The sequence below is a fragment of the Pseudoalteromonas sp. MEBiC 03607 genome (assembly GCF_004792295.1).
Classification (GTDB): Bacteria; Pseudomonadota; Gammaproteobacteria; order Enterobacterales; family Alteromonadaceae; genus Pseudoalteromonas; species Pseudoalteromonas lipolytica_C.
Genome location: NZ_SRRY01000002.1, coordinates 43,880 through 60,107, shown reverse-complemented (window position 1 = coordinate 60,107; position 16,228 = coordinate 43,880). Strand labels below are relative to the sequence as shown.

Annotated in this window: 10 protein-coding genes; 3 read left to right on the top strand and 7 right to left on the bottom strand. The window is 39.2% G+C overall.

The genetic code is table 11. The features are described from left to right. Window positions 1-6: 6 nt before the first annotated feature. From E5N72_RS17225 to E5N72_RS17205, 5 genes are read right to left on the bottom strand one after another with little or no spacing between them, the layout of a single operon-like run. Window positions 7-2,529: a glycogen/starch/alpha-glucan phosphorylase gene (locus E5N72_RS17225; RefSeq protein WP_135926360.1), complete on the bottom strand. Its 2,523-nt coding sequence runs from the start codon at window positions 2,527-2,529 to the stop codon at window positions 7-9. Next, window positions 2,522-4,579 carry a glycogen debranching protein GlgX gene (gene glgX / locus E5N72_RS17220; protein WP_135926359.1) on the bottom strand — a complete coding sequence of 686 codons (2,058 nt, stop codon included), beginning with the start codon at window positions 4,577-4,579 and terminating at the stop codon, window positions 2,522-2,524. The genes E5N72_RS17225 and glgX overlap by 8 nt, the downstream gene beginning before the upstream one ends. Then, a complete protein-coding gene (gene glgB / locus E5N72_RS17215) occupies window positions 4,569-6,806 on the bottom strand; it encodes a 1,4-alpha-glucan branching protein GlgB (RefSeq protein ID WP_135926358.1) in 2,238 nt (745 codons plus the stop codon). The genes glgX and glgB overlap by 11 nt, the downstream gene beginning before the upstream one ends. Continuing rightward, window positions 6,807-8,783: a 4-alpha-glucanotransferase gene (gene malQ, locus E5N72_RS17210; protein ID WP_135926357.1), complete on the bottom strand. Its 1,977-nt coding sequence runs from the start codon at window positions 8,781-8,783 to the stop codon at window positions 6,807-6,809. Window positions 8,784-8,791: 8 nt separating this feature from the next. After that, window positions 8,792-9,091 (bottom strand): isoamylase early set domain-containing protein, encoded by a 300-nt coding sequence (locus E5N72_RS17205; RefSeq protein WP_135926356.1) that lies wholly within the window; start codon window positions 9,089-9,091, stop codon window positions 8,792-8,794. Between the two features lie 1,200 nt (window positions 9,092-10,291). On the opposite strand from E5N72_RS17205, the gene E5N72_RS17200 reads away from it, so the two are divergent. Both E5N72_RS17200 and E5N72_RS17195 read left to right on the top strand, forming a co-directional pair. Next, window positions 10,292-12,160, top strand: coding sequence for an EAL domain-containing protein (locus E5N72_RS17200; protein ID WP_235383417.1), 1,869 nt, complete (start codon window positions 10,292-10,294; stop codon window positions 12,158-12,160). Between the two features lie 49 nt (window positions 12,161-12,209). Then, window positions 12,210-13,133, top strand: coding sequence for a hypothetical protein (locus E5N72_RS17195; protein ID WP_135926354.1), 924 nt, complete (start codon window positions 12,210-12,212; stop codon window positions 13,131-13,133). Here E5N72_RS17195 and E5N72_RS17190 read toward each other — a convergent pair. Both E5N72_RS17190 and E5N72_RS17185 read right to left on the bottom strand, forming a co-directional pair. Beyond that, window positions 13,130-14,293 (bottom strand): cellulose-binding family II protein, encoded by a 1,164-nt coding sequence (locus tag E5N72_RS17190; protein ID WP_135926353.1) that lies wholly within the window; start codon window positions 14,291-14,293, stop codon window positions 13,130-13,132. The genes E5N72_RS17195 and E5N72_RS17190 overlap by 4 nt on opposite strands. 71 nt (window positions 14,294-14,364) lie before the next feature. Next, window positions 14,365-14,793 (bottom strand): Lrp/AsnC family transcriptional regulator, encoded by a 429-nt coding sequence (locus tag E5N72_RS17185; protein ID WP_135926352.1) that lies wholly within the window; start codon window positions 14,791-14,793, stop codon window positions 14,365-14,367. Between the two features lie 203 nt (window positions 14,794-14,996). On the opposite strand from E5N72_RS17185, the gene E5N72_RS17180 reads away from it, so the two are divergent. After that, a complete protein-coding gene (locus tag E5N72_RS17180; protein ID WP_135926351.1) occupies window positions 14,997-16,202 on the top strand; it encodes an aspartate aminotransferase family protein in 1,206 nt (401 codons plus the stop codon). Window positions 16,203-16,228 lie beyond the last annotated feature (26 nt).

Sequence of the window (16,228 nt, the reverse complement as noted above, 5' to 3'; positions counted from 1 at the left end):
CTTAAGTTAGCTGCTTTTCTTCTGTGTGTTTTGCTTTGCGCTAATGTCTAACAGTGGTTCCAAGTGCCAGATGTCATCACTGTATTGACTAATTGTTCTATCGCTCGAAAACATGCCACTAGCCGCCGTATTTAAAATACTCATTTGCGTCCAGTGAGCAGTGTCTAGGTAAGCTTTTTCAACTTGCTCTTGTGCCTCAACGAAGCTGGCAAAATCATGTGCAACTAACCACGGATCGTGCGGGCTCTTAATCGCAGCAATAATGTCGTCGAATAGATTTGGTTCAAACAAGTTAAAGTGACCGCTTTCAAGTAACTGCATTACCTTGTATAGGCTGTCGGTTTGATGAATAATTTGCTCAGGATTATAGTGCGCTTTGATATCATCAATTTGTTCTGCTCGAGCACCAAACAAGAAGAAATTATCAGCACCTACTGCGTCACGGATCTCGATATTGGCACCATCTAACGTACCAATGGTCAAAGCACCATTCATCATGAATTTCATGTTACCGGTACCCGATGCTTCTTTACCTGCTGTTGAAATTTGCTCAGACAAATCCGTTGCTGGGCAAATAGTTTCCATTGCTGTCACGTTATAATTCGGTAAAAAAGCCACTCTCAAGTACGGTTTTGCCAATGGATCTTTATTGATCACTTCAGCAACATTGTTAATTAACTTAATTATCTTCTTCGCCATGTAGTAACCAGGTGCGGCTTTACCACCTAATAACACACAACGAGGGACAATATTTGAAGTATCACCTTGGCGAATACGATCATATAAGTGAATAACATGTAATATATTTAATAATTGGCGCTTGTATTCATGAATACGTTTTACTTGCACATCAAACATCATTGATGGATCAAACTCAACGCCACAACGAGCCTTAACAAGTTCAACAAGGCGTTGCTTATTGCTATGTTTAACTGCTTGCCATTCTTTGTGGAATTTAGTGTCGTCGTATAAGCGACGTAATTGACTGACTTTACTGAAGTCACCTACCCACTCATCACCTATGTGCTTATTGAGTAGTTTGGCTAAATCAGGGTTACAATGTGCAAGCCAACGACGTGGCGTAACCCCATTGGTCTTATTATTGAATTTTTCTGGCCAAAGCTGATAAAACTCATTGAATAAGCCCGCTTTAAGTAGCTCGGTATGAAGTGCAGCAACACCATTTACTGAGTAACTACCAACAATTGCTAAATACGCCATGCGGATTTGTGGCTCTGGGCCTTCTTCAATAAGCGATAATGCTCGTTGTTTTTCAACATCTCCAGGCCATGCTTGAGCAACATCTGCTAAGAAGCGGGCATTGATTTCATAGATTATTTCTAAGATACGCGGTAATAATCGCGCAAATAATGATACTGACCACTTCTCTAATGCTTCTGGCAGTAAAGTGTGGTTAGTATAAGCCATGGTTTTAGTGGTAATAGACCAGGCTTCTTGCCAATCTAGCTCATACTCATCAACCAAAATACGCATGAGTTCTGCTACAGCAATACTTGGGTGTGTATCGTTTAATTGAAAAACATGGTAATCAGCAAAGTCAGAGAAATCTTCGCCATGTTTGCTAACCCACGTATCTATGATGTCTTGTAAGCTCGCCGATGATAAGAAGTATTGCTGGCGTAAACGAAGCTCTTTACCATTTTCACTGCTATCATTTGGATAAAGTACCATGGTGATTTGTTCAGCAAGGTTTTTACGAGCAACAGCTTCTGAATAACTCCCTGCGTTGAATTCGCTCAAATCAAATTCGTCAGTCGCCTCTGATTTCCATAAACGTAGCGTGTTTACGATATCGTTTTTATAGCCTGGAATTGGCACATCATAAGGCACAGCTAAGACATCGTGAGAATCAAGCCATTGACGGTGCTCACGCCCGTATTTATCAGTATAACTTTCAACATGACCAAAGAATTTTACGCGCTTTGATTGCTCTGGGGCACTTAGCTCCCAAGGATGACCTTCGCGTAACCAGTTATCGGGCTGTTCAATTTGATGGCCATTTTCAATCGCTTGATTAAACATGCCATATTCATAACGAATACCATAACCAATCACAGGTAGTGCCAAGCTTGCACAGCTATCCAAGAAACACGCAGCTAGACGGCCCAAACCACCGTTACCTAAACCTGCGTCGTGCTCAGCTTCTGCAACTGTCTCTAACTTTGTACAGTAGTCTTGTAATGCTTTTGCAACTTGATCGTCTAAATCTAGGTTTAGAATGGCATTACCAAGAGCACGACCCATTAAAAATTCAAGAGATAAATAAGCAGTTTTACGACGCTTTTGTCCGTGAATTTGCTGATTAGTTACACGGCAACGTGCAACCAATCTGTCACGAATAGTTAATGCTAAAGCATGATATAAATATAATTGCGATTCACCGACTTTGTCACGCCCAAGGGTGTAATAAAAATGGCGAGATAAATCATCATCTAAGGTGCTTTCATCAACGGTAGGGGCATCCTGCCAGCCCTTAACAACACATACTTGATCGGCATTTTTAGCCATGATTAGGATCCTCTGAATTGGCGGTAAAAACCCAGCTGCTCATTGCAGCAATCTGTTGTTCCTTATCAACATCATAAGTTGACATAGGATGTATACTTGTCAGTGCTAAATGCCACTTCCCTTTCGCAAGAGGGGGTAATTGACAAGTAACAGACTCTGACCCAGCATTTAAAATGATCAATAAAGCTTGGTTTGTGTGTTTATCAGTCAGGCTATAAATCAACACTTGGCGATCACCTTGATGCCAATCGTCTTGTTCCATTGCGGTGCCTGATTCAGTGAACCACGCGACGTCGTAACGTGGATCATTATCATGAACAAAAAAACGATGCTTAAAGACACTAAACTGCTTTCGTAAACGCAAAACATCATCGATGAATCGGGTTAATGGATGATTAATTTGCGAGTCTTTCCATGCAAGCCAGCTAGTGCGATTATTTTGGCAATACGCGTTATTATTACCACCTTGTGAATGGGCCATTTCGCTTCCTAGTGAAAGCATTGGAACCCCTTTTGAAAGTAATAACGTCAATAGAATATTTTTTTGTTGCTGCAAACGTAATGCGTTAATTTCTTTATCGTCAGTAAAACCTTCTACACCACAATTAAAGGAGTGGTTGGCACTGTGTCCATCTCTATTTTGTTCACCGTTGGCTTCATTATGTTTCTGTTCATAACTCACTAAATCATTAAGCGTGAAACCATCATGGCTCGTCACAAAATTAATGCTGTTAAGTGGTCCTCTGAGATTATGCTCAAATAAGTCGAACGAACCATGTAAACGCTTTGCAAGCTCACCTATAACCCCCTGCTCTTGTCGCCAAAAACGTCGGATAGTGTCACGATACTTGTCGTTCCACTCACGCCAAGGTGCAGGAAAAGCCCCTAATTGGTAACCGCCCGGGCCAATATCCCATGGCTCAGCAATCAGTTTTACTTTACTCAAAACAGGATCTTGGTTGATTGCTTGGAAAAACGCATGCGCTTGATTAAAGCCATTAGGATTACGAGCAAGAATCGTTGCAAGGTCGAAACGAAAACCGTCTACCCCCATTACTTCAACCCAATATCGCAAGCTATCAAGCACCAGCTGTAAGGTTCTTGGTGAATCAATATTCACAGTATTACCACAGCCGGTATCATTGATATAATGCTGAGGTTTATCAGCCACAGTGCGATAATAGCCAAGGTTATCTAAGCCGCGTAAAGAAAGAATAGGCCCATCAGTTCCTGCTTCAGCAGTATGGTTATAGACAACATCTAAAATTACTTCGATATCAGCCTTATGAAGAGCCGCAACCATTTGCTGAAATTCGCCGATATCATCATTCACTAGATAATCTTTGTGCGGCGTGAAGAAATTAAGCGTGTTGTAACCCCAATAGTTTTGTAGGCCTTTAGCCGTTAAGAACTGCTCACTTATGAATGCGTGCACAGGGAGTAATTCAAGACAAGTCACCCCTATAGTGCGTAAATGCTCTATAAAACTCGGATGGCTTAAGCCTAAGAACTTACCTTGTAGTGCTTTAGGGATCATTGGGTGTCGACATGTTGCGCCAGTAACATGGCACTCATAAATCACCGTTTTACCCCAACTATGGTTAGGTTTTTTACCCGTATAAGGTGCAAGCTCGCGAACTCGAGACTTGGGCATATCAACAGCGTTATTGACTTGACTCAACTTACCTACAGGCATCTGACCATAATGGCGCTCACTCCAAGTAAACTCACCATGCAAGTCTCGCGCATAAGGGTCTAGTAGTAGCTTGTGATTATTAAAGAAAAGCCCTTTTTCTGGTGCATATTCACCATCTGCCCTGTAACCATACAATGCCCCTGCTTTTAAAGGGCTAACGTTCAATGTCCAAATGCCACCTTCGTTAAGGTGCATTGAAAGAGTCATTACTTCTGAATGACCGCTATTGTCAAATAAACACAATGACACATGCTGAGCTTGGGGTGCATACACAGCAAAATTAACACCGTTTTCAACAATAGATGCCCCTAGAGGCATCGTTGAACCGATTTGAAGCTCTACACTATGACTCATCGTTCACCTTCTTCAGGTAAATAGTTGCAAGCCCAGGTAAAGACACGCTTATACTTTGATTGTAACCATGACTCGCAGTAGGCTGACTAAAGATAAGTTGTTCTGTATTACCGCTAACTTCAACACCTGAACCAAAGTATTCTTCATTGTCAGAATTAAAGATAACTTGATAACGACCTGGCTTAGGAACGCCTATTACATAGTCATGATAAACTTGCGGTGTTAAGTTACTAATTACCAGAACAAAATCGTCAGCATGCTTGGCATAACGGATGAAACTAAACATGCTTTGCTCTGCATTAGAACTATCTAACCATGCAAAGCCCGCTGGGCTAGTATCTTGCTCATAGAGTGCAGGAGTCGTGGTATAAATATTATTCAGTTGTTTAATTGTTTGTTGCATACCACTATGACTAACATGCTCAAGCAAGTGCCAGTCAATTGATTGATCATGATTCCATTCACTACGCTGAGCAATTTCAGCTCCCATAAATAACAGCTTTTTACCTGGATGAGCCCACATAAATGCGTAGTATGCTCGTAAATTAGCAAACTTCTGCCAATCATCACCTGGCATTTTCTCTATCAATGAGCCTTTACCATGCACAACTTCGTCGTGACTTAATGGTAAAATGTAGTTCTCGCTATAGGCATACACCATTGAAAACGTCATTTCATGATGATGGTGGGCACGATATAAAGAATCACGCTGCATATAATGCAAACTATCGTTCATCCAACCCATATTCCATTTATAGCCAAAGCCTAAACCGCCATGATCGACCTGCCGTGTCACTCCCGGCCAAGCAGTTGATTCTTCAGCTACCATCATAATGCCAGGATTTTTACCGTAACAGCGCAGATTAACCTGCTTTAAACATTCTATTGCACCAAGATTTTCACGACCGCCATACTGGTTTGGGATCCATTGCCCTTCTTCTCGGCTGTAATCGAGATACAACATTGATGCAACCGCATCAACACGCAAACCATCAATGCCAAATTCATGCAACCAATACATTGCATTAGCTATCAAAAAGCTGCGAACTTCAGCACGATCATAATTGTAAATATAGGTATTCCAATCAGGGTGAAATCCCTGTCTTACATCTGCATGCTCGTATAAATGCGTGCCATCAAAACGATGTAAACCATGTGGATCACTTGGGAAATGACCCGGCACCCAATCTAAAATAATACCGAGATCAGCGTCATGGCATTGCTCAATAAAATATACAAAATCCTCAAAACTGCCATAACGGCTAGTTGGGGCAAATAAGCCCACAGGCTGATAACCCCAAGAACCATCAAATGGATACTCACTGATAGGCATTAATTGTAAATGCGTAAAACCAAGATCTTTAGTGTACGGAATAAGGTTATCGGCAAGCTCACGCCATGTTAAATAGCGGCCCTCATCATCGCGTCGCTGCCAAGAGCCTGCATGCACTTCGTAAATACTGATAGGTGCATCGATACTGTTACGCTTTGCGCGATTTGCTAACGCTTCATCAGACAACTGTATCTTCTTATTAAGCTTTTGTAAGACAGAAGCAGTGCCCGGCGCTTGTTGCATTTTAAATGCAAACGGATCGGCTTTATCAAGTACTTCACCAGAAGGTGTACTAATCGCAAACTTATAGCACTGATGCTCTTTTAAACCTGGGATAAATAATTCCCAAACGCCACTGGCTGGGTGAAAGCGCATAAAATGACGGTTGCGCTGCCAATAATTAAATTCGCCAATAACTGAAACGCTACTCGCGTTAGGTGCCCAAACAGTAAATCGCACACCTTCAACTCCTTGCTGGGTTACAAAGTGCGCACCAAAGTGCTGATAAGCGTGTTCAAGACTACCTTCGTTAAATAAGTACATAGCTTGTTCATCAAGTGTACTTGTAAAACGATACTCATCTTCTTGAAGATACTGACTGCCATCCCCATAATTCACATCCAGTTGGTAATCAGGGATTGATTTTGCTTTGACAGTTGCAATAAATAAATCGCTGTCACCTTGCTTTTTGGCCTCAATAACCTGCTTGCCTTGCAAAATTGACAACTGGCTTGCCCCAGGTAAAAAACAGCGAATCTCAAAGCTTGATGCACTAACTTTATGGGGCCCTAAAAAACTGAAAGGATCTTTATAACAACCTGAAGACAATGCATCGATATGTGCTTGATAAACCATGGGTTCAGCAAAAGGCTTTTGACCAACACGACTGCTCATTTATTGATTCCTTATCGAAATTAAATTGGCTAAAAATGCATGCTGAGCACGAATAATTTGCTCAGTTGGGCGTGAAAGAACGCGCCGCCAATTTGGGTATTCTTTATCAGTTCCGGGAATGTTCACCGGCAAAATTTGCTGATCTAAATCGTCAATTTGAATGGTAAATAATCTGGCTGGAGCAGCTGCTAACGATGAGGCTAATAACTCATACACCACAGACGCTTCAGAATCTAATGATAAGTGCTGCCCTGATTCTCTTGCGATAAAATTAAGCATACGATGCTTTTCGACATTTCTCGCTTCATGTTGCGCAGCGCTTTGTGCACTATCAAGCAAACCATACTCTTGCTTAACAGTAATATCGTGACCAGTCCACCACCCTTTAAATGGCGGTACATCATGATTAGCAATCATCAACAAACTATGCGGTGCAAAGTGCTCTGATGCTAAAAATTCACCTTGATAATCTTTTTCAAAATAGAACAAGCCATTTGAATAAATTGCACTTGCTTTTAGTGCTTCGCGAACTTCACTTGGTACAACACCTAGATCCTCACCTATCACGACACAGTGGTTAAGATGAGATTCTATTTTCAGTATCGCCAACAAATGTTCAAATGGGTAGTAAACATAGCAACCATCTTGCTGGGCGTTATTTTCAAAACACCACCACAGCCTTCTGATTGCCATCACATGATCTATGCGCAATCCACCAACATCTTCCATATTGGCGCGGATCAAAGAGCGATAGAAGGCAAAATTATTTTTACTTAACTTTTGAGGATTTAAAGCTGGCAACCCCCAATTCTGACCTTGTTCAGCCCAAGGATCAGGAGGCGCTCCCACATTTGCCCCCACTGCAAATAACTCTTCTTGGCTACGAAACTCACTGCCATCACCAGCGCAACCAACAGCTAGATCGTTAATAAGACCTATCGCCATATTTGCTTCATTTGCAATATGCTGACAATGATTTAGCTGTAAATGTGCCTGCCACTGCAAGTAACTGGCATATTCATTATCGTCAACTACCAAGGTTGCTAGACTGTGCTTATGATTACTACAAAACTGCTTAAACTCTGCTTTTCGTTCAGCTGACGCTGTCCGGCAAAATTGAGTGTATAAACAACGAAATGCATCATATTTAAATCGACTAACAGCAGAATAATCTATAAAAGGTTCAGTTGTAGCGGGTTTATCACTGAGCAATTGTGATAGTGAGTCATTATTCAATGCATCTTCACACAGTGAAATCGAAATATATAGCGGGTTTAACAACGCTCGGCTGTTAGGGCTATAAGGGCTAGCTCGCTCAGGACTGTGTTCAAATAATAAATGCAATGGATTAAGTAAAATGTAATCCATTTCTTGTTGCGCCACTTCACGGATTAAAGTTGCTAAATCAGCAAAATCGCCAATACCTAATCCTTGCGCATTACACAAACTGTAAAGTTGGATGGAAAGTCCCAAACGCTTTTTATCATCAATTGAGTAACACTCTTTAGGTGTTATCCATAATTGGCTATGAGCTTGTTGATCAGCAACCGTTATCACTGCATCATGATAACCAATAGGCATAGCAGGAACAGGTAAAGCAACTTCAAGGTAACGAACCCCATTAAAGCCATAGTCTCCTGTCACGGCAAGTCCTTGCAGATTTTCACGTGTCAGATTTATGGACAAGGATGGTATGCTAAGGTGACAAGCTCGGCTCAACAAGCGTTCATCGATACGAACTTTTAAGTAAGGGTCATGTGCCTCAATAATGCTAGTTTGAGGCAACAAAGTCAGCCACGTTCCTGCATCTAAAGCAAAATTTAACTGATTTATTTGATCAGAATTAGCTGTGTCTATACCACAACAGCTTAGTGCCTGGCGGCGTGTATTTTCTTCGAAAATAACATGCTCGCCAGTATACTTCGTATATTCATAGCCTATGCCATGCAGATAATATAACTGCGAAAGTGACTGCATCAACTCACCTAAACGCGTTGGGTATTAACAATACTATTATCTGTTCCAAATTCATTTGGAATATAGCCATCAGCCTGGTGGTCGTTATCCCACTCTTGACCATTAATTAGATAACGAAAATGAAATTCTTTATCAAGTGGTAGGCGTTGTTTACATTTAAACACTTGTTCTTTTTTATTGAATTTCATTGGCACTGGTTGCCAATCTGTAAATTCTGCAACTAACTGCACGTCATCTGCATCGGGACGCTTAAACTCAAAGGTAACTTCTGTTTCGTCTTTAGTCTTAAAAAAACGTTTACTTAACATAGTGGGCTCCAATCAACCAATTGGTAAATTTATCCTTGTCACAGTACCGCTTTTAACAACTTACTGCGCGAAACTGTGCGTTTAAGGTTTATTTATCTAGATACTTATGAAAATAAGTGAACTTAGTAAATCAAACCTATGTTTACGCATTATGACAGTGCATCAGCTTATTTTTTGCACCAAAAAAGAGCAAAAAACAAACTATCCTAACACCCATCATCTTGCTAACTTGTTATGAGCAATAACTGAACCAAGTTGGCTATAAAATATAGTTTAATTTCAATATGTTTTTTAGGTGTTGCTTTTAAAGCATTGTAAAAGTAGTTAACTTGCGGACTTTGGTAAAGTGAATAAATTTGAAGCTTATTTAGAGTAAAAACACTAAATACAACATTACACTTAATACAACAAGAATAAATACAACAAACTGCATGAGTAGTTAATTTCTAAAATAAAAACACACATTCAACAGCAACGAAAACTTAACCTTTATTTTTACTTATATTTTTAGGTTAAATAAACACAATAAAAACAGTATCACCTTATTATATTGCAAACAAATATATAGAATAAAAAGACTACTATATAGGCTGACGATACAATTTACATTTTTTAAAAAATATCTCAGCAATAAAACGAAGACAATAAGTAGAAAAGCGTAAATTTTAGACTTGCATGCAGTCCCTTTTGAAAAGCACTTTCCAAATCTATGCAACAAGCTAATGATTTTTCCCTACAGTTTAAAACCTGTTCTCTAACTAATCTGTAAACACTTGAAACCTTAAAAATCACCAAAAACGCAACTTTTATACAAAAATAATCACAAGGTGAAAATTATCATACATATTATTATTATAAATAAATTGATCATGCACAAAGAAATCATCACCTCAAATGCGCTAAACTAGAATATCTGCTCGATATTACGCTTACTCTGCTGCTACACAATTCAGCAATTAGCAACAATAGAAGAATTATTTGAGAAGGAAAAGGTTAGAGCAAATATACTAAACAATGTGAAATTTCACATTTACTTACACCCATTGTTCCATTAGACAAGAAAGGCTTTGTTAATTAAATTTACAAGCAATATACTCAAGGCATTAAGCTGGTGAGTTTTATAGTAAAACATTAACACCAAAACGGTAGTAATCTATGACCAAATCTTTTCGTATAACGTGCATAACCATAATAACCGTAATGGCTTTTTGTTATGGCTGTAACATACTGTTAACCAAGCAAGTTAATGATATACAATTCAATATTAATACTGCAGAATTGAGAACATTTGAGCGAGCGTTGTTAAATGTTGAGCCATCGCCTTGGTACAATGTGATACTATATGGTCAGAAAACGTTTCTCGCTGATGACTCTCAATTTGTCGTAATTCAAGCAACCCCAGTTGCAATTAATGCAATTGAGGCGAATAAACTTATCAAACTAACACTTTTATCACCTGTTAATATTATTGTTTTTCTTCTGCTTGCATTAGCAATAAGCCTGGTAGTTACAAGAAAAAAGCAATCAAGTAGTGAAAAGTATTTGTTAAAGGAGCTAAATAAGCAAACGACAGAGCTATTAGAAAACTTAAATGTTGTCCATGTGCCATCTGAGCCTACAGTAAAACCTATCATTCAACTTAAAAAAAATGTTCAAGCACTTAGCTCGCATATAACGACCTATACGAGAGAATCTGAAGTGAGTATTCATCAAGACAAACTCACCTTATTACTCGACCGCCATGCTTACATTGAATACCTCGCAGAACAATTACAAATAGCCGAAAATAACAAACTCAGATGTTCTTTATTATTCATAGATTTAGATGGCTTTAAGCAAGTTAATGACTCATTTGGGCACAGCTTTGGGGATGAAGTGCTCATTCAAGTTGCAGCCCGTTTAAGCAGTGTATTACGTCATCATAAATTAATAAATTTGTCTCCTAAAAGTCAGCTTGAACAAAACTTAGCTCGATTAGGTGGTGATGAGTTTTCAATATTTATAAGCCAACAACTAGATCAACAAAAAACAGTTGAAGTTGCTCAAAATGTGTTGAGAGAGATTGAACGTGATTTTGTTCTTGGTAATAAGTTAATAAAAATTAGTGCAAGTATTGGTATTGCCGTTTACCCTGATAGTGCGGCTACACCGCAATCTTTATTACAGATGGCCGATGTTGCTATGTATCGTGCTAAAACAGATGGTCGCGGTATTTTCAAAGTTTATTCACCTGAAATGGGTAAAAAGATCCGCCGATACCATTATTTACTTGAAGAAATGCGTTTAGCAATCGCAAGTGAAAGCTTTCATTTGTCTTTTCAACCCATCGTACATGTTGAGGATTGCGCGATAGATTACTTTGAAGCGCTGATCCGTTGGGATCATCCAGCTGAGGGCTCTATTGCTCCTGACGAATTTATACCAATCGCTGAAGAATCAAACCTAATCTTAGATTTGGGTGATTGGATAATGCTTGAATCGTGTCGACAAATGTCAGCATGGCATAACGCAGGCTTAAAGAAGGTTAAAATTTCAGTAAATATCTCTGGTGTGCAATTAAAGCATCTTGATATTTATAAATTCATCACAGAAAAACTAGCTAAAACCGGTCTACCAGCAACAGCACTGATGCTTGAAATCACAGAGTCTACGCTTATAAAAGCTAGTAATAAAATCATTCATTCTCTAGAGCGCTTGCGTGAAGAAGGCGTCACTATTGCAATTGACGATTTTGGTACAGGATTTAGCTCATTGAGTACATTGGCTGAATTACCAATTGATGTTATTAAACTCGATAGAATGTTTGTCTCACAGGCTGATCAAAATCCTAAATATAACCAGATATTACATACGTTGAGTGAATTAGGGCAAAAACTTGGATTAAAAATTGTTGCTGAAGGTGTTGAAGATCACAGCCAGTTTGAGCTTGTCAAATCGCTTGGCATAAGAAGTGTGCAAGGCTATTTAGTTAGCCACCCTGAATCATCCGTTTATGTAGGCCATAAAGTTTTACAAGACAACTTAAACTTTATGTCTGTAACAGGCACTGGTGTTTGGAATATACAGTAATTATCGTTATGACTATAATAGCGTGTACTTTTCCAAATATGTGCCTTAAATGTTAAAAAAAAGCCTATTATCTATATTACTGTTTTCCATCACGTTGATGGGAATTTTTGTAGCCTCTTCAATTTACACGCTTTACAGTAAAAAGCGTTTAACTGTTGACCCTAAAGTGAAAGAAATTTCAGGAATTGAATTTGATAAATATAAACGGCTATGGGCTATTAACGACAGTGGTGACCAACCGAAGCTCTATCGGCTCAATAAAGATGGCTCAATTGCAAAAGAAATCTTAGTAACAAATGCCAAAAACATTGATTGGGAAGATATGACACAAAATAAATTTGGTCATTTTTTTTTAGGCGACTTCGGCAATAATAACAATGATAGAAAGTGGTTAACCATTTATAAAATCGAAAACCCTATTGATATCAAAGGCGACACCACTGAAGCCGAAATTATCAAGTTCACCTATCCAGAAATGGATGGTAACCCCATTACTCCAGATCAAAAAAACTTTGATTTGGAAGCGTTTGTAGCTCTCGGTCGTCACCTTTATTTATTCACTAAAAACAGAACAGAACCATTTGATGGTATCACCAAAGTATATAAAGTAGGCGATCATGCCGCTAATTTTGATGCAGAGCTAATTGACTCATTTAAAACCTGCACCACCATGGAAAAACTCTGTTGGATCACTTCTGCAGCACTTAGCCCAGACCGCTCCAAGTTAGTACTGTTAGATTCAACTAGCATCTGGCTATTTGAGAATTTTCAAGGTGATAAGTTTTTCTCTGGCGACGTTTCGCTTATAGATTTAGGTATCGTGACCCAAAAAGAAGCGATTACTTTTTATGATGACAATACGATTGTTTTCACTGATGAAGAATTTAAAGGTATTGGTGGCAACGCTTATGTGATTGAACTTGATAAGGTTGAGAAAAAAGTCATCCGAAAAGCGCCTAAACCTAATCACTAAGGGCTACTTACTTTATTTGAAAGTGCCTTTTCAATATCGACTCCCAAAATCAGCACACCAATGTGCTGATTTTCATCATCTAATATGGGTACACTAAACTGCACCTGAAAGTGCTTAGTCGACTCATCAAACTCAACCGTGTCAATGTAGTAGTCATCATCTTGCAAATACATATTTAAAAACTTAGCTTCATCACCCTGCCAATAATCGGTTGTGACTTCACTGATTATGACATTCTTGCCTTGTTTGTCGGTGACGATTGTTTCTGTAATTAGGCCTTGCATTTGCTTTTGCCACACTTGTAAGAATTGTGAACCCTCAAGTTTGAGAAAGCGCTCTGCAAGTATTGGTTTATTGTCAATAACTTGCTTAGCCCACAGCTGATCAATCTGCTCTAACTGTTTGATATCAATTGGTTCTTCATTACTTTTTATTACCGCCTGTTGCACCTGTTCTGAGCTTGCTAAATGCTGTATTTTTTCTAGGAGCACTTTCACTAATGTTAGTTTTTCAATTTTTGACAATATGAAGGGGTTTTGTGAACAGCTACTTATGTGGCTATTAAATATGTTTAAAAACTCGGGAAACTCCTTGAGCGTTTTATTTGCCGCAAATAAGCCAAGTGGAACATAGCGGTAAAATGCCTGCGCGTACTCGTCAGGTTTTATTTGCAGTTGCACAGCGTTGTATTCAAATTCTTCTAAATCAAGCAAAATTCTGTCTATACGCTGCTTTTTAAATACTTTCAGTAGTTCATGTGTGGTGTTAACTTCTACTTCAATATTTTTATTGCTTAGTTGATACCAGTCAGCCTGATGGCTTCCCCTAACAACCCCATAACGAAGGTCTTCTTCAGCAATCGTCGCTGAATCTGCATGGGTAAACCAGTACCAATTTTCTAAATACATAGGTGCAGAAAGTTCACCATACTCTTGCATTTGCGATAACAGGTTTGCGGTAAAATAACCATCGAGCCGATTTAACTGCACTTCCCTTTTTGCTCTGAGCCAAGGTAGCTTATGTAACTTAAATGGCACATTGATTTGCTTAAATATACATTCAACATGACTTATTGCATTATGAGGTACGTTAATTGGCAGATTCGTTCCTATCTGAAGCGGTTGAGCCACAGTGAGAGAAAGCAAAAAAGAAGCAAGCATTAATATCAGCCTAAACAACTAATAAATTAAATTTATTATAGACAATAAGCGCGTTTTTACTTGCTAAACAATTAACGCTTAAATTTTGTCTCTAAAATCACCGACGAGGTCGTACGCTCAACACCATCTAAGTTACCAATGTCATCTAAAAGATGGCTCAGCTTTTCAAGGTTTTGGGCTTGTACAACAGCAATCAAATCAAATTCACCGCTAATTGCATAGAGCTGTGAAATAGCATCTATCTGCTTTAGCTCTATGTTAGTTTTAGTGGTGAGTTTCTGTTTAACCTTGATTGAAACATGCGCTGACACCATTTGGTTCAAGTAGGCATCTCCATAATCAACGCTGTAGCCTTTTATTACACCTGACTCTTCTAGTTTTAACATACGACTTTGTACTGTTGAGCGAGAGAGATTAAGCGCTCTAGCTAAGTCTGAAATACTAGCGCGGGCATTAGTTCTTAAGATAGATAAGAGCTTTTCATCTTGAGGAGTTATCACTTTGTTCACTTTCATCGTTAATTTGCTTTTTATTTTAGTCATTTTTCACAAAATAGCACTGCAAATTTAAGTTCCTAACCAAGATAATAAGAAAAATAGATAAGAAAAATAATCTCATCGTGCTTAATTAGGCAGGAACGGCTTAACTGATCTAATTTTCGCAATATACTTTTTTCATACTAAGCCAGATTTAGGTGCAACAAATGCAAGTAACAAGAGAACTTTTTAACGACGTAATGGTACCAAACTACAACCCATCAGAAGTGATCCCTGTAAAAGGTCAAGGCTCGCGTGTTTGGGATCAAGACGGTAAAGAATTTATCGATTTTGCAGGTGGTATTGCCGTTAACTGTTTAGGTCATTGTCATCCAGCTCTTGTCAATGCCCTAAAAGAGCAAGGCGAAAAAATTTGGCACTTATCAAACGTAATGACCAACGAGCCTGCACTGCGCTTAGCTAAAAAATTAACAGACGCAACGTTTGCAGATAAAGTGTACTTTGCAAACTCAGGCGCAGAGGCTAACGAAGCAGCATTAAAATTAGCGCGTCGCTGGGCATTAGATGTACACGGCGAGCAAAAAAATCAAATCATCGCGTTCAACAAGGGCTTCCATGGTCGTACATTCTTTACCGTTACTGTAGGTGGTCAAGCCGCTTACTCAGATGGTTTTGGTCCTAAGCCAGCTGCAATCGACCACTGTGATTATAACGATTTAGCTGCTTTTGAAGCACTTATCAGTGACAATACATGTGCAGTGATGATGGAACCTCTGCAAGGTGAAGGCGGTATTATTTCACCTACAAGCGAGTTTATCGAAGGTGTACGTGCATTATGTGATAAACACAATGCTTTACTTATTTTTGATGAAGTACAAACAGGTGTTGGTCGTACAGGCGATTTATACGCATACCAAGGTACTAATGTAACTCCAGATATTCTTACAACAGCTAAAGCATTAGGCGGCGGCTTCCCAATTGGTGCGATGATCACAACAGCTAGTATTGCAGAGCATCTAAAAGTTGGTACTCATGGCTCTACTTACGGTGGTAACCCACTTGCATGTGCTGTAGCAGAAGCTGCTTTTGATACCGTAAATACAGCAGAAGTACTTGCTGGTGTGAAAGAGCGTGAACAGCTTTTCCGTGAAGGCTTAACGGCAATCAACAACAAATATGATGTATTTAGTGAAGTTCGTGGTAAAGGCCTTTTATTAGGCGCAGCTCTAAATAGTAAATTTGAAGGCCGTGCTCGTGATTTCTTAGTTGCAAGCACAAAGCATGGCTTAATGAGCCTTGTTGCTGGTACAAACGTTGTGCGCTTTACGCCATCTTTAGTGATCCCACTTGAAGATATCAAAGAAGGTTTAGCTCGCTTTGAAAAAGCGGTTGCAGACGTTGTAAACGGTTAATTCTAGTTGGCGCATGCTTTTAAGTG